The 19,869-nt window shown below is 42.5% G+C and carries 25 protein-coding genes; 5 read left to right on the top strand and 20 right to left on the bottom strand.

What is annotated here, in order from left to right; all coding sequences use genetic code 11:
- Nucleotides 1–26: 26 nt before the first annotated feature.
- The 13 genes from N5B56_RS06895 to N5B56_RS06835 all read right to left on the bottom strand — a co-directional run bounded on the left by N5B56_RS06895 (nucleotide 27) and on the right by N5B56_RS06835 (nucleotide 11,157).
- Nucleotides 27–1,784: a VirD4-like conjugal transfer protein, CD1115 family gene (locus N5B56_RS06895; RefSeq protein WP_260978632.1), complete on the bottom strand. Its 1,758-nt coding sequence runs from the start codon at nucleotides 1,782–1,784 to the stop codon at nucleotides 27–29.
- A complete protein-coding gene (locus N5B56_RS06890) occupies nucleotides 1,781–2,272 on the bottom strand; it encodes a PcfB family protein (protein WP_260978631.1) in 492 nt (163 codons plus the stop codon). Before N5B56_RS06890 ends, N5B56_RS06895 begins: the two co-directional genes overlap by 4 nt.
- A complete protein-coding gene (locus tag N5B56_RS06885; RefSeq protein WP_178046091.1) occupies nucleotides 2,273–3,169 on the bottom strand; it encodes a DUF6017 domain-containing protein in 897 nt (298 codons plus the stop codon).
- A 170-nt stretch (nucleotides 3,170–3,339) separates the two neighbouring features.
- Entirely contained in the window at nucleotides 3,340–3,654 is a 315-nt protein-coding gene (locus N5B56_RS13525) for a DUF5720 family protein (RefSeq protein ID WP_370807607.1), read from the bottom strand.
- A gap of 416 nt (nucleotides 3,655–4,070) precedes the next feature.
- Complete coding sequence (locus tag N5B56_RS06875; protein ID WP_117470418.1) at nucleotides 4,071–5,273, bottom strand: HAMP domain-containing sensor histidine kinase; 1,203 nt, start codon at nucleotides 5,271–5,273, stop codon at nucleotides 4,071–4,073.
- Entirely contained in the window at nucleotides 5,261–5,935 is a 675-nt protein-coding gene (locus N5B56_RS06870) for a response regulator transcription factor (protein WP_023921570.1), read from the bottom strand. Before N5B56_RS06870 ends, N5B56_RS06875 begins: the two co-directional genes overlap by 13 nt.
- Nucleotides 5,936–6,029: 94 nt before the next feature.
- Complete coding sequence (locus tag N5B56_RS06865) at nucleotides 6,030–6,431, bottom strand: winged helix-turn-helix domain-containing protein (protein WP_008373942.1); 402 nt, start codon at nucleotides 6,429–6,431, stop codon at nucleotides 6,030–6,032.
- 229 nt (nucleotides 6,432–6,660) lie between these two features.
- A complete protein-coding gene (locus tag N5B56_RS06860) occupies nucleotides 6,661–7,875 on the bottom strand; it encodes a hypothetical protein (protein WP_330425610.1) in 1,215 nt (404 codons plus the stop codon).
- Nucleotides 7,850–8,740 carry an ABC transporter ATP-binding protein gene (locus N5B56_RS06855; protein WP_008373946.1) on the bottom strand — a complete coding sequence of 297 codons (891 nt, stop codon included), beginning with the start codon at nucleotides 8,738–8,740 and terminating at the stop codon, nucleotides 7,850–7,852. The genes N5B56_RS06860 and N5B56_RS06855 overlap by 26 nt, the downstream gene beginning before the upstream one ends.
- The gene (locus tag N5B56_RS06850; RefSeq protein WP_117470419.1) at nucleotides 8,724–9,488 is read right to left on the bottom strand and encodes a hypothetical protein; all 765 of its coding nucleotides are present in this window, start codon (nucleotides 9,486–9,488) and stop codon (nucleotides 8,724–8,726) included. The genes N5B56_RS06855 and N5B56_RS06850 overlap by 17 nt, the downstream gene beginning before the upstream one ends.
- On the bottom strand, nucleotides 9,485–10,000 hold the full coding sequence (locus N5B56_RS06845) for an RNA polymerase sigma factor (RefSeq protein WP_117470420.1): 516 nt from the start codon (nucleotides 9,998–10,000) through the stop codon (nucleotides 9,485–9,487). Before N5B56_RS06845 ends, N5B56_RS06850 begins: the two co-directional genes overlap by 4 nt.
- A 103-nt stretch (nucleotides 10,001–10,103) precedes the next feature.
- The gene (locus N5B56_RS06840; protein WP_313958658.1) at nucleotides 10,104–10,829 is read right to left on the bottom strand and encodes a M15 family metallopeptidase; all 726 of its coding nucleotides are present in this window, start codon (nucleotides 10,827–10,829) and stop codon (nucleotides 10,104–10,106) included.
- 73 nt (nucleotides 10,830–10,902) lie between these two features.
- Nucleotides 10,903–11,157, bottom strand: coding sequence for a hypothetical protein (locus tag N5B56_RS06835; RefSeq protein ID WP_005333435.1), 255 nt, complete (start codon nucleotides 11,155–11,157; stop codon nucleotides 10,903–10,905).
- A gap of 277 nt (nucleotides 11,158–11,434) precedes the next feature.
- Between N5B56_RS06835 and ligA the strand changes: the two genes are divergently transcribed.
- The 4 genes from ligA (at nucleotide 11,435) to N5B56_RS06815 (ending at nucleotide 15,959) form a co-directional block, all read left to right on the top strand.
- A complete protein-coding gene (gene ligA / locus N5B56_RS06830) occupies nucleotides 11,435–13,429 on the top strand; it encodes an NAD-dependent DNA ligase LigA (protein WP_040015507.1) in 1,995 nt (664 codons plus the stop codon).
- A gap of 77 nt (nucleotides 13,430–13,506) precedes the next feature.
- On the top strand, nucleotides 13,507–14,010 hold the full coding sequence (gene ybiA / locus N5B56_RS06825; RefSeq protein WP_023921566.1) for a riboflavin biosynthesis intermediates N-glycosidase: 504 nt from the start codon (nucleotides 13,507–13,509) through the stop codon (nucleotides 14,008–14,010).
- Between the two features lie 21 nt (nucleotides 14,011–14,031).
- Entirely contained in the window at nucleotides 14,032–14,505 is a 474-nt protein-coding gene (locus tag N5B56_RS06820) for an LPD11 domain-containing protein (RefSeq protein ID WP_005333427.1), read from the top strand.
- A gap of 89 nt (nucleotides 14,506–14,594) precedes the next feature.
- On the top strand, nucleotides 14,595–15,959 hold the full coding sequence (locus N5B56_RS06815) for an ATP-binding protein (RefSeq protein ID WP_117470422.1): 1,365 nt from the start codon (nucleotides 14,595–14,597) through the stop codon (nucleotides 15,957–15,959).
- Between the two features lie 60 nt (nucleotides 15,960–16,019).
- On the opposite strand, the gene N5B56_RS06810 is transcribed toward N5B56_RS06815, so the two are convergent.
- The 6 genes from N5B56_RS06810 to N5B56_RS06785 form a co-directional block, all read right to left on the bottom strand.
- Nucleotides 16,020–16,382, bottom strand: a complete 363-nt coding sequence (locus N5B56_RS06810) for a type II toxin-antitoxin system HicB family antitoxin (protein WP_005333424.1) — start codon at nucleotides 16,380–16,382, stop codon at nucleotides 16,020–16,022.
- Nucleotides 16,366–16,623, bottom strand: a complete 258-nt coding sequence (locus N5B56_RS06805) for a type II toxin-antitoxin system HicA family toxin (RefSeq protein WP_005333422.1) — start codon at nucleotides 16,621–16,623, stop codon at nucleotides 16,366–16,368. The genes N5B56_RS06810 and N5B56_RS06805 overlap by 17 nt, the downstream gene beginning before the upstream one ends.
- Before the next feature lie 2 nt (nucleotides 16,624–16,625).
- Nucleotides 16,626–16,982 (bottom strand): hypothetical protein, encoded by a 357-nt coding sequence (locus tag N5B56_RS06800; RefSeq protein ID WP_005333420.1) that lies wholly within the window; start codon nucleotides 16,980–16,982, stop codon nucleotides 16,626–16,628.
- Nucleotides 16,983–16,991: 9 nt separating this feature from the next.
- Nucleotides 16,992–17,213, bottom strand: a complete 222-nt coding sequence (locus tag N5B56_RS06795; protein ID WP_005333419.1) for a DUF5348 domain-containing protein — start codon at nucleotides 17,211–17,213, stop codon at nucleotides 16,992–16,994.
- 46 nt (nucleotides 17,214–17,259) lie between these two features.
- Entirely contained in the window at nucleotides 17,260–17,919 is a 660-nt protein-coding gene (locus N5B56_RS06790; RefSeq protein WP_040015506.1) for a recombinase family protein, read from the bottom strand.
- Nucleotides 17,920–18,124: 205 nt separating this feature from the next.
- A complete protein-coding gene (locus N5B56_RS06785) occupies nucleotides 18,125–18,436 on the bottom strand; it encodes a winged helix-turn-helix domain-containing protein (protein WP_023921561.1) in 312 nt (103 codons plus the stop codon).
- Nucleotides 18,437–18,689: 253 nt separating this feature from the next.
- Here N5B56_RS06785 and N5B56_RS06780 point away from each other — a divergent pair, with 253 nt between their 5' ends.
- A complete protein-coding gene (locus N5B56_RS06780; RefSeq protein WP_005333412.1) occupies nucleotides 18,690–19,031 on the top strand; it encodes a winged helix-turn-helix domain-containing protein in 342 nt (113 codons plus the stop codon).
- Nucleotides 19,032–19,184: 153 nt separating this feature from the next.
- Here N5B56_RS06780 and N5B56_RS06775 read toward each other — a convergent pair whose 3' ends face one another.
- Nucleotides 19,185–19,709 carry a PadR family transcriptional regulator gene (locus tag N5B56_RS06775; RefSeq protein ID WP_005333410.1) on the bottom strand — a complete coding sequence of 175 codons (525 nt, stop codon included), beginning with the start codon at nucleotides 19,707–19,709 and terminating at the stop codon, nucleotides 19,185–19,187.
- Nucleotides 19,710–19,869 lie beyond the last annotated feature (160 nt).

The following is a 19,869-nucleotide window of genomic DNA, read 5'->3' as shown; positions in this document are numbered from 1 at the left end:
TCCTAAAAAATGTTTTTGATTTGGGTTTAAGTAGTTGCGTCAATCTCGTACACATCGAAGGTATCCGTGGGCTTTACCACGGCACGCTGCTTCTTCATGTACCGTTCCATGTCAAAGACATTTTTAGGGTCGGCGTCGGCCGTGTATCTGTAATTCGGGTGCCGGGTGAGGTCGTACTTGTCCGAAAGGAACGGGCGCACGCCCCGCAGCATGAAGATACACTTGCCGCCGTCCATCACTGCCAATTCGTCCTGGGTCATCAACTCCTTTCCTAATTTCTGATAACTGAGGCCGTGGGAAACCTGGCTGCCCCGGTTTTCGGACTGGTTATAGAGATCAATGGTCTCTTTCCCCAGCAGTTCCGAAATTTCCTTGAGCGTGGATTTCTCCTTGCCTCCCAAAAACAAGGTGCTGTCACAGTTACCGACGATGGTATCCGCCGCATCCTTGTAGATGGTCTTTAGCTGACTCTGCGACTGCAAAATAATAGAAGCCGATATTTCACGGCTTCGGATGGTGGCAATCAGCTTATCGAAGTTCGGTATCTGGCCGATGTTGGCAAACTCGTCCAGGATCAGACGGACATGGACGGGCAGCCGCCCGCCGTAGAAGTCATCCGCCTTGTCGCAGAGCAGATTGAAAAGCTGACTATACATGAGGGCGGCCACAAAATTGAAGGTGCTGTCCGTATCGGAGAGGATCACAAACAGCGCCGTCTTTTGGTCACCCAGGGTATCCAGTTCCAGTTCGTCATATTCCATCAGGTCCCGCAGCTCCTTGATATCAAAGGGAGCAAGCCGGGCACCGCAGGAAATGAGGATGGATTTTAAGGTCTTGCCCGCCGCCATCTTGAATTTGCGGTACTGCTTGACGGCAAAGTGGTCCGGCTCCCGTTCCTCCAACTGAGAAAAGAGCAGGTCCACCGGGCTTTGATAAGTTTCGTCATCCTCTCTGGCTTCACTGGCATTGATAAGGTCCAGAAGTGTGATGAAGTTCTTTTCTTCCTCCGTGGCCTCATACCAGATGTAGCCGATCAGCGCGGAATAATAGAGGCGTTCTGCTTTGACCCAGAAATCTTCCGAAGATTTTTCGCCTTCGCCCTTCGTGTTCATAATCAGGGCGTTCACCAGCTTTAAGATATCTTTCTCTGATCGGATATAAGCCAGCGGATTGTATTTCATGGATTTTCGGAAGTTTATCAGGTTGAGGCACTTGATACGGTATTTCTTCCGTTCCAGGAAAGCGCCGATCTCCGGCAGCAAGGTTCCTTTCGGATCAGTGCAGACATAGGACGAATGAGCTTGCAGCAGCGACGGCTTACAGAAGAACCGCGTCTTGCCGCTGCCGGAACCGCCGATCGCCAGAATGTTTTTATTTCTGGCATACTTCGGCTGCTTTGGACGGCTCGCCATCGTAATCCTTTCTGTCTGCGTCATGGGGATGTTTTGGAAAAAGTCCTTGTCCATGTAGGGGGCGATATCCGCCGCCGTACCCCAGCGGGCAGAACCATACTCGATTCCGTGGCGGTATTTCTTGGCGTTTTTGCCTTTCAGGTAGACCGCCATGCGAAGGACCACCGCACCGGCTATACCGATCAGAAGGTCCGTTGGCTGGAAACTGAGCCACGGGGAGGAAAGCGCTGCCGTGAAGCCGTCCCCGATAGAAAGCAGCTTGCCGGAGAGGTCAGCACCGGGCGCAAGCCGGAAAGCCTGTGCCAGCTTATCGAAGGGATACACGAACAGGAGATACGGAAGGTTCAGCAAAAACATTTTTTTCATGTTCATCTCTGCACGCTCCGATCTTTGACCTTTACTTTCTCCCGGTCAATGGTGCGGTGTTCCGCTTTCTCCGCCGCTTGTTCCTTCGCCTGGGTCAGCCGTTCCCGGATGGAGGGCTTTTCCTCACGGCTCATTTTCCGGCTGGCAAACTCCTGAAACGCCGCTGTGATGGCATCCGCGTCCCTGCTTTTGAAAAAGACCAGGTAACGGGGCTGTTCTGCGGCGGTGTCCTTCTTCAATGCAAAATCCACATGGTATTTCTTCGCCACACGGGAGAAAGCCTTGATATTCTTGTCGCTGATCTCGATATTAGCAAGACCGGCGTTCTGACCGGCAAGCTGTTTGAGGGTCTGCTTTCCACGGTAGATTTTCGGCTTCTGGCTTTTCTGGATTTCTTCCAGAAACTTTTTGACCGCCTTTTCAAAGACCTGCTCACTTAGCTTGGCTCCGTCAACAATGAGTGTCACGGCACCCCGCGTTACTTCCTCCTGCATTTAGCCTCGCCCCCTTTGCCCGTCCCCGTACATATCGTGCTGCACCAGGGAAGAATAATAGCTGTTGATGGTGGTCGGGGCGTTATACAGCGCCGCCAGAAGGTATTTCTTGATATTGCGGACATAGGTGGTGTTGTCCTTCATGCAGTCCATGACATACTGAACATGGGAACTGTCCAGCTTCATAAACCGGGACTTTACCACCTCCGCCGGATAATCGTCTCCGGCAATGCGAATGACTTTGCGGGCAGAACACACGGTATCCACGATCAGGTCAACAATCTCGTCAAGCTGCTCACGGTCGATGTGGCTGTCCTGCACCAGATAGCTGTACTCGATGTTATCCAAAATCACTTCACGATAACATTCTCTGGCTCCCATCCGATCCGTTCCCATCCTTGCCTCTGCGGGGGTAGGGGGATTTGATTGGATAGGATTTGATATCTCCGTACTTGATAAATCAGTCTTTGTTTGATTAGTATTTAATTGTGCGGGGTTTTCCGTACACGGTTCCGCCGTATCCGGGATACCCATATCCGGGTTTTCCGTATATGGCTTTGCCGTACCCGGTAAAGGCGTACCTGGGCTTGACGGCGGCTCGCACTGAGGCATTTCGTAAATCACATACTCGGTATCCGTGATCTTGCCTTTTTCATCCCGAAGCTGTGTGCGCCGGATATACCCGTGGGTTTCCAGCTCCTTCAATGCCGCACCGATGCTGTCCACACCTTCCCGGCAGATCGCCGCAAGACCTCTGGTGGTGTAATTCCACTCGTCAGGGAGCGACAACATCATGGACAGCAGCCCTTTGGATTTCAGGGTCAGCGTTCGATCTTTCAAGTGATGGTTCGACATGACCGTATAATCACGGGTCTTTTCAATACGAAAAACAGCCATCTTCGCACCTCCTTCCTGTGAAAATAAAAAGTGTTGATTTTGAGCGGTTTACCCGTCTGTATGCCTCCATAGCCTCCTGCATGGGAAAACATCCACGCCCCATTCAGAACGCAAGCCACAGAGGAAGAAACAGAAGATATCCCACTGATTTTGATACAGTTTTCAGTCGGCTACCTCTCACGGTCTTTATGGTCATAGTGGAGATCGCCGGAAAGTACCTTCGCATGGCTGCGGATTTTGATGTGCCCCTTTTCCTGATTTTCCAAAGCCTTGCTGTATCCGGCGTCGGTCAGGAACAGACGCATTTTCTCACCCTTCCAGCCAACAGGCGAGTCATGGGTAAGAACATCAAAGACAATCATGTGTCTGGTCGCCGGGTCGAAACGCTCCAAAGCCATAATGTCATGGCCGGATAACTTCTGCGCCCCGGATCGTTGCCTGGCTTCTGCCAGCATTTCCCCGATGGTGCGGACTTTCTCCGGCAGACGGTATTCGGCCTGCACCTTGCGGATCAAATCCATGCACTCCTGATCCGACAGTGGGCGGAGCTTGTCCAGAAGGCCTTCCGCCGTTTCTTTCGTTGCCGGGTTCGGCGCATAGCGCCATGTCATGTAAATCTCATTCAGGGCGGCGTTCTGATTGGTACTTTCAATCTGAAACACCATCCTCATTTCTGCTTCTGTCAGTTTCATTGCCAGCCTCCTTCAAAAATGGGTATAAAAAAAAGCCATAGGTTTTCAATGCCTATGGCTTGTGGGTATAGGAAAAGGGCGCTGATACTTGCATATCAACGCCCTTTGAGCCTGTCAGTATTTGATTGTTTCGACTTCGCACCGTGTTTGCACCATAAAAAACATTGATTTTACTGACTTTTTCAATGTTTTCTTATCTGGTGCTACCATTATTTCTGCTGTTGTTTTTCTGATACATAATTTTTAAACACTGCCTCAATTTCCGCACCACCATCTGCTGCATTTTTTATCAGCAGTTTCCCGCCATGCCGTTCGCAGTAGATACGGCTGATATACATACCCATTCCAAAATGCTTTAAATCATCCTGCGAATTTTCATGATAAAACGCCTGTGTCACCGTATCGATATTTTCCTGAAATCCCGTTCCGTCATCACCGATACTCATTTTCAGATCCTGCGCCGTCACTGTCAGCTTCAGCCCGACTTTCTGACTGGCATAGCGGAATGCATTGGACAACAGATTATCCGCTACTTCCATGATGATTTCCGCATCTGCGACCAGAGTTTCCGACTCTCCCACTGCCGTTACCGTGAAGTCCTTTTCTGATTTTTCTTCCATGACTTCTGCCAGCGTTTTTATCTGGCTGATCAACTGCCGGATATCCACCACGGAACAGTTTAATTCCCGTTCTTCCAGTTTCGTCATCTTCCGCATACCATCAATAAAATGGTTCATCCGTTCAATCTGAAGCATACCGCCCCTTAACATCTCCATCATTTTCTCTTGATCAAGCATATCTTCCGGAACAAATTCCAAAAGCATTTCCTGATATCCCCGCATGATTGCAAGCGGCGAGCGGATATCATGGGCAATCGCTGCACGCAGTACCCGCTCATCTTCGATCATCTGCCAAAGTCTACGGTTATTTTCTTCCAACTGCCCACGCATCCTTTCAAATTCCCTGCACAGCATCCCCATCTCGTCCTCGTTCTCATAAGCCATATGAAAATCCAGATCTTCCTCCGCAATCATCTGTGATGCCATCTTCAGTTCCTGAATCGGTCTCTTTAATTTATTTTTGTAAAACAGGCTGACCGCAATTCCACATCCGGCAAAAGAAAAAAGCAATACTCCGTACGTCTGAAGGAAATCACAGGTTTCTGAAATATGCCAGTCCATTCTGCTCATTTTACTCTGATTCGGTCTCGGTACCACTACCTCAAAATTTTCATTGCGGTCATTCATTGCCTGATAATACTCGTCCTGATCCACGTACTTCCACCAGACCTCCTCCTGTATCTGCCCGGCAATCTCAATAATTGACACAGAAAGAAAAAAAGTGACAATCAAGCTGAGTATCGTATATAAAACCATTGTCTTTTTCAAGGATAAATTTCTTATCTTTTCCATCGATACCCCATCCCCCATACTGTCTCAATGTATTCTGTCTGCGTATATTCCGCCAGTTTCTTTCTCACTCTCCGGATCAGTTCCGTAACAACACGGCTGTCACCTTCCGCATCATAACCACACACCTTTTCGTATATCCGCTCCCTGTCAAAAACCTGTCCTGGATTCATGGACAAAAACTCAATGATTGCATATTCCAGCTTCGTAAGCTCCAAATCATTTTCACCGATCTGAACCCTCTTTGCTCCATAATCAATACTGAGGTCTCCGTGGAATCTGTATTCAGACTTCCCTTTATGACGCTCCTCACGCTTCAAATGTGCAATAATACGAGCATCCAGTTCTTTCAGACTAAACGGCTTCAGTATATAGTCATCCCCACCGGATAAAAGCCCGTTTACCCTGTCCTGCTCCTCCACTTTTGCCGTCAGGAAGATAATGGGACAAGTTACTTTGCCCCGGATACGTCTGCATACTTCTAATCCGTCTATTTTAGGCATATTGATGTCCAGCAAGATAATATCCGGTTTCTTATGGATTTTTTCCAAAGCATCTGTGCCATCTTCTGCCATCATTACATCATATCGTTTGATTTCAAAATAGTTCTTTAACATCTTTAATAATTCGATGTCATCATCCACGATCAAAATTCTATATGCCACTTTTATCACCTCGTTTTATCAGTATACAACGAAAAAAACAATAAATAAACAACAAGAGAAACACTTCGAGCCGCCCATTGCCGGACGGCTCCTTTTATGCCCGAAAGCGATATCCAACACCACGTATCGTTTCTATGTAGTGCGGTGTTTCCGGATTTTCTTCTATTTTCTTTCTCAAGTTCTTAATCAGACCGTAAATTCGGTTATTCACTTCTGACTCCGCTTCCTCATAGATATGCTGATAGATCTGTTCTTTCGTGAATACCCGATTAGGAGATAACGCAAGATATAGAAGCAGATCATATTCATGTCGGGTAAGCCCCACTGTCTTATCTTCTCTGATTACACAACGCTGAAGCTGGTCTATTTCCAGACTTGGGAATCTCAACTTTTGAATGTTTACATTATCCATAAACTCTACTGTGTTTTCACAGACTAGAACCGATTTAATCTTATTCAGAATTTCTTCCTCGGAATCAGAAAACGTAAGAATCATTACTTTCCCATGGTATCACCTGCTTTTCAACCCTTCCTGATCTTTTTCAAATATCCGGAAATAGTTTATAAACATATCCCGAACGAGTTCACGTGATGTCATTTAATTTCTCTTTTATATAAAGAGGCACAATTACGCAATTTATCAGTAGCCCTCTTTTTTATCCGGATCATAAAATTTCTGCAGTAACAGCCGAAAGTTTCAATAGCTTTATCAGACGTTCGTAATACTATTTCTTCTTTAACCCATATCGACTATAACCTATATATATTAAAGGCAACAGTACAATAAATAATAAGATGTACAGAAACATCAATAACGAAATCTGACGAAATACAAACGAACCAATCTGAAAAAGAATCGGCGTCCTCACTGCATTAAAAATATTAGTCAATACAGTTGGCAGCAAATTGAAAAAAGCATCAAATGCCGGTAATACTCTTGCGATAAACGGCATCATACAAAGCAGGAAAAACGGGATACAAATCGCCAGATTCGGTGTATGCATCTTAACTGTCACCAGCATAGTCAACGCAGCACAAAACATTGTCACGATATACCCGCCCACAAGTATCAGCAAATAATATTCTCCATATGTCATAACATAAATACTGTATGGATCATCAATCTGATACGGCGTGAAAAATCCGCTTGTTCCCATTACTGCAAATGAGATAAGAGACAATACCCCCACTCCGATCCAATAGGTAACCGTTGACACAAGTATTCCCGCAAAAATCTTGCTTTTTATTGCCTTCGTTCTTCCATATTTAGTGGCAAAAAAAACATCCTCTGTTCCCGGGCGGAACTCTCCGGAAAATATACCAGCTACCAAAAAACCTATGATCACTGCCATTAACAGTACATAAGTTTGTGCGTACATTGTCATCGTAGTCCAGGAATCTTTTGCTTCGAACATAAAAGGTATTTCTATCTTTTTATAAACGCTTTCCAGATAACTTCTCTTTTCAGGTGTAGTACCATACTCTTCCACTATTTTCTTCATATTGTCCTGATAGATTGTATAGATATTCTGTAGCTGTTCATCTGAAAGCTGATATACTACACTTTCATTCCATTCTGAATCTGGAGTCATTATGCCAATTACAAAACTATAAATATCATAATATGACTGTACTGTTTTTCCATATTCTGTATTTGGTATTTCATCCGGATATTTGGCAGATATCGTCTTGTAATCATTTATTACTTCGGAAATTTTCTCCGCTGTAAGTTCCCCTTTCCATTGATTGATATTTTCAGCCAGAAGCCGTCCCGATTCAATCCCAGTGTGATTTTGCCCCTCTTCATCCACATAGCGCATACTTCCGATTGCCATACCGGAATAAATAATCGTCACCACAAGCACTGCCGCAAGCAAAACCTGATTAACCCGCTTAGAAAAAATCTTTTTCAACTCATATTTGAACATCATCTTTATCACCTGCCTTTTCTCCAAAATACAGAAGAAATGCATCCTCCAGTGTTGTCTCCACCTGTACTGCATTCCTTGCCGGCGGCGTCTTTGAAAGGACTCTTAGTTCCACTCCGTCGGCAACTGTCCTTACATTTCCAGTCAGATATTTCTTCATATAATTATTCAGTTCCCTTTTAGGAACAGTACAATTCCATACTGACATATCCATAGACAAAATAATCTCATCCGATGTTCCTGTATAGAAAAATTTTCCTTCTTTCATCAATATGATTTCATTTGCCACGTATTCGACATCTGACACAATGTGGGTAGACAGCAGGACAAGGCGGTCTTCCGACAATTCACTGACCAGATTTCGGAACCGGATTCTCTCATTCGGATCAAGACCGGCGGTTGGCTCATCCAATACTAATATCCGCGGATCATTCAACATCGCCTGAGCAATTCCGACTCTCCGGATCATTCCCCCTGATAAAGTGCGCATCTTTTTTTTTCGCTTTTCAGCCATCCCGACCTGCTCTAGCAGTTTTAAAGCCCTTTTCTTTGCCACGATGGGACGGAGTCCTTTGATGGATGCAATATACATCATGTAGTCATACACTGAAAGATCCGGATAAAACCCGTAATTCTGCGGCAGATAACCGAGTATCCCTCTATAAGATGCTCCCAAACTGAAGATATCCTTTCCATTCCACAAGATTTCTCCGCTTGTCGGATTTATCGCTGTACACAGCATCCGCATCAAAGTGGTTTTCCCCGCTCCGTTTACTCCCAATAACCCATATACACCTTTCTCCATAGAATGTGTTACGTGATCTACTGCATGTACATCTCCATAAGCTTTTGTTACATTTTTAAATTGCAGTTCCACTCGACTTCACCTCCCAGTTTATTTCGCAGTTACATTGCGATTTGTGAACACAAAAGATCAGATAACCAAACGATATGATCAGCAAGCCAACCCAGATCGGTACCGAAATTTTCTGATAAATAGAATCTGTGGACACAATCAGCGTCCAAATCAGTATGCAGGATATACTTAGAAAAACAGCAATATGCTCCATATCATTCCATTTGCTATACAATAGTCGGAAACAGATACAACAGGAAACATTAAGCGGCACTAGAAAATCTATGATGATCCGGTATGCCGAAATCTGTAGTGTATAAACTGAAATACTGAAAAAAGCTGTAATCATAACCAGATCCACTGCTGCAAATAGCAATGTCCTTGCAGCACAGATCTGGCGCAGTGAATAGAATGCCGTTTTTTCGATCTCGACTGCAGAAAATCTCCGGTTCTTCCAGATTTCAGGTACGATCATCACAGAAAACATCACCGACATAGCCCCCAGTGTCCGCTCTGTATTTGCTCCTCCATCTGAGTCCGCTAGCAGAATCCAAAGCAGAAACAGGATTCCTCCCTGCAGGGCCCACCATCTTTTCTTGATAAATTTGAACTGCTCAAATAAAAATTCGAAATATGACGCCCGTCTGTTATCCTGACGGCTCACAATGTCTGAACACCGTTCCATTACTGTGCAAACTGCCGTTTCCTGTATATATTCCTTCTGTATCAAGGATTTATACTCCTTGATTTTTCTCTGATACTGCTTCAATCTCTTCCCTCCTCCAACTGTTTTGACAGTAATTCTTTTGCTTTCGAAACACGATATTTTACAAGTGATAATTTTATATGTAATAAATCAGAAATTTCTTTTTGTTTTAACCCCTGAAAGAAAAACAAGATTGCCGTCTCTTTTATTTCTTCCGGAAGCAGATCCAACGCCCGTTCTACATCAAGCCGGATTTCTATTTCTGTCAGATTATCCTTTTCTATATCCGGCAACTGATCCAATAATATTTCCTTCTTTTTTTTATAGTAGTTTTTAATGATATTTCCCGCTATGCTGTATAGATAGCTCTTCGCCTTTCCTATTTCAGCTCCGCTCATCAGCGCTCCGAAAAACCTCACAAAAGTTTCTTGTACCATATCTTCTGCACATTCTTGATTGTGGATGTGCAGAAAGCAATATTGATAGATAAAAGAATAATATTTTTCAACAAACTGATTACCTGCATGGTTGTTGCCGTTTCTGATTTTCTGTAGTAATAAGAAGTCAGAAGTCATCTCATTCCTCCTTCCTCATTTGCCCCCTATATTTTACCCTCCTATATACTAAGACACCTAACAAGCATAAAAAGTTAGTTAAAGATAAATTATTTTTTAATTTTTATTTTAGAGTCTCGATATACTCCTCCAGACACAATCCTTTTTTCTGCATTTCCATGGCATCATCCACCCCTACATACCTATAATGCCAGGGTTCATTGTTCACTCCTGTAATTTCTATCTTATTATCAGGATACCTTTTAATAAAACCATATTTATATGCATTATTGGCAAGCCATGTATAAACAGCATCCGAAGAACACTTGGACGTATCCGCATTGATATCAACGGCTATCCCAAGTTCATGCTCACTTGTTCCAGGTTCGGCAACATATTCTTTCGCAAGTTTTTTTGCCTCCCCACGTGAATAGCCTTCATCCTGATACTGCTGAATTCTCTCATTCATAATATCTTTCTGATCCTGAGTTGTCCTGTACCCTTCCCTTACAAATAATTCAAGTCCCTCAGCTCTGGCATCATCAAACATCTGCTGAAGCTGAGGATAGATTCTCGAATCCACTTTTTCTCCGTTTGATAATTCTGTGAGTTCTACCTCATAATTACGGGGAACACAATAATCGTCATTTACAAGAATCAAGTTCCATCCAAAAGAAGTATCAGCTTCCCTTCTAAATAGATTGAAACTGTTAATCATCGGAATTTCACCCTGAATCGCCATATACGAAACAGCCCGCAAAAGCACAAATCCCAATATAAACACTAAAGCAACCACAGCGATTTGCTTCAAAAGTCTCTTTCGCCTGGTATACCGTTTATAACTTCTCATGTTTATCACCTTCAATCTGCTTTCAAATTTAATAATCTATATTTTATGACAATTCAGCATATAGAAAAGTTAGTTATTCGTGAAAATTATTTTTAAATTTAGAACTTGCATAACCACTACGATGTAAAAACAGTTTAGAGGCATTTATGACAGAGATTGATTTTATCTGGTTTTCGACTTTCTCCACGAAAGTGGCAAAAAATACCTGGCTACGAATTCCTTCGCTTAGGGCAAATCTGAAATCCTGAACGCTTTTATTCCTGTAGCCGACAAATTTGTCATCAACATAAGGCAAAAGCTTCATTGAGGAATCTATTTCATTTGACATATACTACATCTAGTGTTATACTGTTCTTATATCAATTATTTGTGTCAATCCGGAAAGGATTTATCACACGCAGTTTAGGTTTGAAACGTAGTCAGGAGTTTTCCTATGCCCAACAAGCAGCAGGGACTTCTGGCTTTTTTTATTTTGCAGGAAACTGCATCTATTTTGAGAATGAACATAAGCGTCATTCTCTTTTTTTATGCCTGAACGCAGGGAAAGGAGGATTACGGAAACAAATGATTCCGGAACTGGCACGCCACAAAAGAAAGGAGACTCTATGTCAGTCAAAAGAATTAAGAATCTTGTAAAACAACTCAATGAATACCGTCATGCCTACTACAATCAGGATGCCCCTCTGGTATCTGATGCCGAGTATGACCGACTCTTTGACGAACTGAAGGAACTGGAGGAACAGACTGGTTTCATCCTGTCAAATTCTCCGACACAGACGGTTGGATATTATCCGGTCAGTGAACTTGCCAAAGTCACCCATCCGATTCCACTGCTCTCGCTTGAGAAAACAAAACTGATTTCAGAGCTTTTAGATTTCATGAAAGGACAGGAAGTTCTCTTTATGCTGAAACTGGACGGTTTGACTACCAAACTCATTTACGAAGATGGCAGACTGATTCAGGCTTCTACCCGTGGAGATGGTGAAGTGGGGGAAGATATTACACACAATATCCCGGCATTTTTAAATGTACCGCTTACCATTCCACACAAAGAACGTCTGGTCATTACCGGTGAGTCTTTTATACCAACCAATGATTTTGAACGTCTGAAAGATACTCTGCGTGATGGAAATGGAAAACCTTATAAAAACGGACGTAATTTTGCTTCCGGATCAGTACGAAGTCTTGATCCGAAGAACTGTATCGGACGTTGTGTTCGCTTTCTTCCGTTCAATGTATTAGAAGGAATGGAGGATGTTCCCTTCCCGGACAGCAGAGCCTGCAAATTAGAAGGTTTAACACACCTGGGCTTTGGTTACTGCCCGTTTTTCTCAATTTCAGGAACCGGACTTTCAAAAGAATATGCGGAGAAATTCATTCAGGAATTGGTATCCACAGCAGCAAATTTACATCTTCCTATCGATGGCATTGTCATGATTTTTGACAGTCTCAGCTACTCCAAAAGCTGCGGAAAAACCGGACACCACTATAAGGACGGCCTCGCCTATAAGTTTGAGGATGATACCTACGAAACTTTCTTGCGTGAAATTGAATGGACACCGACCAGATTCGGAGAGATTGCTCCGGTCGGCATCTTCGATACCGTGGAGATTGACGGCTGTGATGTTTCCAGAGCTTCCCTTCATAATCTGACCTTTATCAAAAATCTGGAGCTTGTACCCGGATGCCGGATTCTTGTTTCCAAACGAAACATGATCATCCCACATATAGAGGATAATCTGGATCGTGGAAGGTATACCGACATCACGCCTCCGGTCTGCCCTTGCTGTGGTTCCAAAACCAGAACCTACAGCCGTAAGACCAGCGACGGTCGCACCGTAGAAACTCTGCATTGTGATAATCCGCAGTGCGACAGCCAGATCACAAGAAGGTTTGTCCATTTTGCCAGCAAGAAGGCAATGAACATCGAAGGACTGTCAGAAGCCACTTTAGAAAAATTCCTGAATCTGGGCTATCTGCACTCTTTTCAGGACATCTATCATCTGGAGGAACACCGGGAAGATATTGTGGCACTGGACGGATATGGTGAGAAATCTTTCGACCGCTTGTGGGAATCCATCAACGCCAGCCGGAGGACCAGCTTTGTCCGCTATCTGGTTTCCATGGATATTCCTATGATCGGCAGAACCAAAAGCCGGATTCTGGACACCGTATTTTCCGGAAATTTAACTGCATTTGAACAGGCGGCTGTCGGAGATTACGACTTCACTCAGTTAGAGGATTTTGGCGAAATCTTAAATCACAACATCCATTCCTGGTTTGCAGATGAAGCAAATCTTGATTTATGGAAAAACTTACAGAACGAATTCACATTTGAACAAAGAAAGGAAGAGACCATTATGACAAAAGAAAACAAATTTACAGGATGTACCATCGTAGCAACAGGGAAACTGGAGCATTTTACCAGAGACGGTATCAACGATAAGATTCTGGAGCTTGGTGCCAAACCTGGCAGCTCTGTAACAAAGAAAACCGATTACCTGATCTGCGGGGAAAAAGCCGGCAGCAAACTGGCAAAAGCCCAGAGCCTTGGTATTCCAATTCTTACAGAAGCTGAATTTTTGGAGATGATTGCATAACCATCTCTGCAATAGATGAGAATTATTTTGAGGTGTGGCTGAAAGGCCGCACCTCTTTTACAAAGGAGGAATTTATAATGAATCAAACAAATACAAGCAAGCGCATACCTACACAGATCAATGAATTTCGGGGAGATTATGCTTTTCTAAGCAATTTCTATCCGGCACCGGTCTCTTACATGGGACAAACCTATGCAAATAATGAAGCTGCTTTTCAAGCGCAGAAAACACTCTCTGCGAGAGAGCAACGCAAATTCTGTATTTTTCGGATGCATAATCCTTCTGATGCAAAGAAACTCGGCAGAGATCTTACATTACGCCCGGACTGGGAAAAAGTGAAAGTCCGGCTCATGTATGAAATCTGCATGTGCAAATTCATGCAGAACCCGGAACTCCGGGATAAACTTCTTGCAACCGGAGAGTCCACACTTATTGAAGGAAACAACTGGGGTGACTATTTCTGGGGCAAAGTCAATAACTGCGGAGAAAACCAGTTAGGAATCATCCTGATGGATGTACGTGCGAAGCTGCAGTGGAATGCAGAAACAGCGCCCAATAATATACCTCAATGTCTGCAATAAAGGAAAGGATGGTCTAATAGAATGAATGAAAATGCAAAAACAAAATTAGTGCTTGAGTATACTGGCATGGATGATTTTTCCTGTCCGGTATATAAGGACCAATTCGGAAAGTTGTGGAAGGATATTGACCTTGGCAAAGAGCCTGAACCGAATCTTTATTCTTTATCTTTTAACCATATTGATGGAGAACCTTCCCATCCCATACAGCAGGAGTACACATTTCATCCGGCTCCGTATCAAAGAAGTTCCTATGAATTCGAGTACCGGATGTTAAGTAAATTACAGTCTGACTGTGAATACTATCTGGGCTACGGAAATCGCAGTCCGTCTATCCTATGCAATCATAGCGTTCAAAACCATATTGCCCGTATGAAAGAATTATGGAATGGTTTTCCCACAGATCAGAAACCGGAATGGCTGACCTGGGAACAGCTTCTTCAGTACGAAAAAGTAATGACAGAAACCGGAATACCCGTGAAGAACTGCTCAGACTAGACAATTCATCATTTATCAGAAATTACCCTCTATATTATCCATTCATATTTTGATATAATAGGAACAGTTGAAAGAAAGGAGCATTTCCCATGTATCTGAAAAGAAAAGTTTACGATCAGCTTCTGGATTGGAAAAACGATACCGTCCACAGCACCTTGGAAGTGAATGGTGCCAGACAGGTCGGAAAAACATATATTATCAATAAATTTGCGGATGAGAACTTCAGGCACAAGATCTACATTAACCTGTTTGATTTGTCCGGCAAACAATTTATGGAATGTTACAAAAAAGCCACAGACTGGACTCCCGGTACAAAACGACCGGAGCAGCCGCTTCACGATGCTTTTAAACTCTTCGATCCGGATTTTGAAGATACCAACGATACAGTCATCATTATTGATGAAATTCAGGAATCCTCAGAGATATTCAACCGTATCCGAGAATTTACCCGCTATTTTCAAGCGCATTTCATTGTAACTGGAAGTTATCTGGGACGTGTACTGGAACCGGAATTCAAATTCTCCAGTGGAGATATTACCAGTATCCGTATTTATACCCTTTCCTTTAAAGAGTTTTTGGAAGCATTGGATGACCAGCTTTTTCAGAAATATCTATCACTTCCACTGGATCATGCAGATGACACCGTACCGGAACTATATGACGAATTAAAGAATGTTTACGACATCTATAGACAGATTGGCGGCTATCCAAAGGTTGTGGAAACATACCTTAACACAAAAGACGTGGAAGCAGCTCAAAAAGAGCTTGTTAGAATCATCCGCATTTTCTTAAACGAATCTATGCGGTACTTTGATGACATCACAGATATTAGTGTTTTTACCAACATCTTTTTAAGCATCTGCCGTATTCTGCTTCGTGAAAAGAAAGGATTAGATGAGGACAGTATAAGTGAAGAACTGCAAAAGCTCGTTACAAAGAATTACTCCAGTAATCTTTCTAAAGCAACCTGCTATCGTGCTATCAACTGGCTTTATCATTCTGGAATCATCGGTTTCTGTGGCAAAATCACAGAACTGGACATCCTGAATTTCAAACCGGGAAGCCGCTGCTTCTTCATGGATCTTGGAGTTGCATATTATTATCTCTCCAGAACTGGTGCTACTGTATCAACTATGGATGGCTCATTGAACGAAAACTATGTTTACATTAACTTGTCCAAACGCCAGGAATTCCCGGAAGAAATTATCTTTGAGACACCGGCTTTTGCTACTTATAAAGGTGGTGAAATTGATTTTGTAGCTCAGACATTGAAAACTCACATCCGCTATCTGATTGAAGTTAAAGCCGGTAAGGGAACTGCATCTACTGCCTTGAAGGCATTGGAACAGGGGAAGGCCCACAAACTATTGTATTTAAAAGGTGATACCAAAGGCGGAACCGCTGGGAATGTACAAACACTTCCCCTATACCTGCTGGAGCAATATCATTTTTAATCTATAAAAGACTTCGAGCCGCCCATCCGGACGGCTCTTTTCATCTATATTCTTGTATATTTATTTTACTAACAGCGCATCATTCTTTGAAAGAAGATATATACAGTATTGATTCATACTGATGCCTTCTTTTTTTGAGTGTTCCGCCAGATCCCGGTGTAAGCTGCGTGGCATCCTTATTTTAAACTGTCCCGAATACTCTTCCAGGCTTCCCGGTTCGTGAATCTCAATCCCTTCTTCCAGTGCAGCTTCTAACCATGCTTTTTTTGCATCCGCTGCATTTTCAACTGCCCTTTCTATCGTCTCTCCACAGGTGATGCATCCCGGCAGTTCCGGATAAGAAACCACAAATCCACCTTCATCCTTATCTTCCACAATTTCCATGCGATAGGACATTGCCAAATAATCATTCAGTGTCTTCATCGTTTTTCGCCTCACTTTCTACAATCTGCTTTACCATTTCAACATAAATTTTCTTGATTGGTTCGTGTTTCGGTATTGTTATCGGCTGGCATCCCGCTTTACGGAATGTATAATGGCTGCTCCCACTTCTCGGAGCATTTATCTCATATCCATAACTTTCTAATACTTTTCTTAGTTCATCAAAACGAAGGTCTTTCGATAATGAGCAAATTCTTGTCAATAGTTTATCCCATTTCGACATCTTTAATGCCTCCTATCTATAGTATATGTGGTGTCATATGTGGTGTCAATCTGTTTTTCATCTTTCTTGGTCAAATAAGGCTGCAGCTCTTTCTTAGCAGCCGTCACAAATTCTTCTTTTCTCGAACTTACCATATAAATCTTCCAGAGCATCAGATTCAGCTTTTCCGCATCCACTGCTTTGCATTTCTTTTTAATCATGCGGATAAACGGATAGATTACCGTATCCGATAACTTGTTCCCAGCAATCAACATCGTTCCATCCGTTCCATATACCTCATACAGACATTCCAAAATACTCCCCAAATCTGTCACCAATCGGAATGCCGGCTTTTCATATTTCTTTTTAGCTTCCATCATATGCTCCTCCTACATTCGAACCGTCAGTCCACTGAGACTCGTCTTAGGAAGCCCTACCAGATACCAGTCTTCATCCATTTCAATCCGAACCGGAATCCATGCATCCTTTACCTTCACATCAAAACATTCTCCGCAATGAAGACCTCCATAATAAGATTCAATCCCAAACCGGATATCAAATCTTCCCATTGATGGATCATAAATTAAAGTACCTATTCTCTTTTCACTCATATTTCTTTCCTCCTGAAATTCTTTGGTCTATATAAGTAATAGGACTTTAATTTGCAGAATTTGAAAGTTCCGGGTATTTTTCATAAAAAGTTTTTCGATAGCGATAAAAAGTTGAGTGCGTCATTCCCAAATTTTTACGAAGCTGTGTAGGTGTCGTTTCTCCAGAAACTACGCTTTGAAAGTTCTCATCAAAAGTTTCCTGCTTCATCACACTTGGTCTTCCATAATCATCCCATTCGCCCCGCAATTTCTTCGCTTCTATCCCTTCCCGCTGTCGCTTCTCCTTTTTCTCCAGCTCTGCCTGCGCCATAGAAGCATAAAGCTCCAGCATCATGTTATTGATTGTTTCCAGCATCATCCTTGCCATCGCATTATCCATCACAGATAAATCCATAAGCGTAGTCGGCAGTTCCAGAACCATAAGCCGCACTCCCATGTTCTTAATCCGCTGGATCTGTTGCATGGTGTCATACTTGTTTCTTCCCAGTCTGTCCAATTCTGTAACAATCAAAATATCTCCCGGCCGCAGGACATCCTCCACTAAAACGGTATATCTCGGACGATTAAAATTCTTCCCTGTCTCCTGATCCGTAAAAATATTCGTAAGTGCCATCTCATGCTCGTTACAGTACCGCTCAATTTCCTGTATGCCACGGTCAAGATGCTGCTCCTTTGTACTGGTACGGTGATATCCATATATCTGCATCCACATTTCTCCTTTCCATGTCCCAAAATATCCACACTTTTATTGGTATATTTCAAAACTGTGTGTGTAACCTTTTTGAAATATAATCCCTCTTTCCGGAACGTACTTCTAAAATGTATACATTTTGGGATATGTTTCTTTTCTATTTCTGTACGTACCAGAGCCGAAAAGTGCAACAAATATGACAAAAAACTCCCAGAGGATGTTACTCCCCTGAGAGTGGTTGAAACTTATAGCCCACACCTCGGACGGTGCGGATGTAATTCCAGTTCCGTGAATCTACTTTTAACTTTTTACGAAGCTGGCTAATGCAGCACATAACCGCATTAGCACAGTCAATCGGTTCTTCCTTCCAGACATTACGATAAATCTCCTCGTGAGAGAATACCCAGCCAGGATGTTCTGTTAGATATTTTAGTACCGTAAATTCTTTCAGACTCAATTCAATCTTTTGATCATTCATAAAAACAGTATGACAGCGAATATCTATCTGTAGGTTTTTGTCTTTGTAATGCAATTTACTTTCCTCCTAATCTGTTTCACCTTATCACAGCTAATCTAAAATGCTATTATTAGACTGCCAAAACTCAAATTCAAAACCAGAGCAATGCTTTACCTGCAAATAGTCTGGTAATAGACCAGTAGAATCGCAATAGCTGCAAGAGCCAGAAACGGCAAACACATAATTACCGGGGCAGAGTGAAGTGATAAATAAGAACCACTGATTTTTTAGCATTTCAGCCGGATATACAAGCCATCCCCATAGATTGGTGACCGTTACTGTTAAAATTACAGCACTGCCTATATATGTGGCAGCTCCTTTCCGGGTAAAGTTAAAGTCGCAGACCTTTACGACCTACGGCTTAATAGTACGAAAAGACATTAACTTTTCTGTAAAAGAATTTGATGTACTTTATATGCTATATTCTAATCCAGGGATGGCTTTTACTAAACAACAGATTTATGAAGCAGTTTGGCATGAAAAAGCAAATGGTTATTTCCACGCCGTGGAAAACACTATTTTTCAAATACGCAAGAAGATAAAAAAGTATTCCAGCGACAAGAATTACATAAAAACAGTAGTTGGATATGGGTATAAATTTGAAGTTTAATCTGCAGGATATAAGGAGCACCGGGTTTGAGGGAGATTCCCCACTAAGAAAATTTCTATGTTCTGGCTACAAAGCCGGAACATAGGTCGGCATCCATCCCTGTTTCTTCCCAATCCTGCAGACCTAATAAGAAATCAGCTAGTGACTTCTTCATCAAAAGTCTTTTTTTAGAGAAATAATCCATTTTTCAATAGCATCCGCCAAAACTATCTGCTGTTGCAATACTGCCATACCAGTCTTAGGGATTTCCGGATCATTCTCTTTCTCTCGAAGATTTTCCTCCAGATAAGTTTTTAATATTTCAATATTTTCCTCAATACTGGCAATACATGATTGTTGACTTTCAGGCGGTAACTTATCCAAATTTACAATTACTGCATTAAAATCTAAAAAAAAGTGAATGGGTTTAGAGGCTGTTTCCATCATAAGCTTTACAAATTCTTTTTCGCCTTCATCTGTTAATGAATAAACTGCTTTTTCAGGCATCTTACCTTCTTTCACAATTTCTCCTTTAATGAAGCCTTTTTCCTCCAACTGAATTGCTTTTTTGTAAATGGATGGTGTACTGATTTTTACCCATTTTGATATATTACGATATTCCACTAATTTTTGAATATCATAGGCTCCCATCGGTTCCTTTTTCAATATTCCTAACACAATTAAATCTATTGTAGCCATAGTTCACCCACTTTCTATATCCACGAAAGCTATAAAATACTTACGGTTATATATACTGTAATTTATAGTATTTGATTTTATACCTCTTGTCAAGGAAATTGCAGGATACACGCTTGACAACTACTATAAATTATAGTAGTATTCTCTCACGTAGTATACT

This window comes from Eubacterium album (assembly GCF_025336545.1).
GTDB lineage: Bacteria > Bacillota > Clostridia > Lachnospirales > Lachnospiraceae > Eubacterium_U > Eubacterium_U album.
The sequence above is the reverse complement of the archived record's forward strand: the minus strand, read 5'-3'. Positions and strand labels throughout refer to the sequence as shown.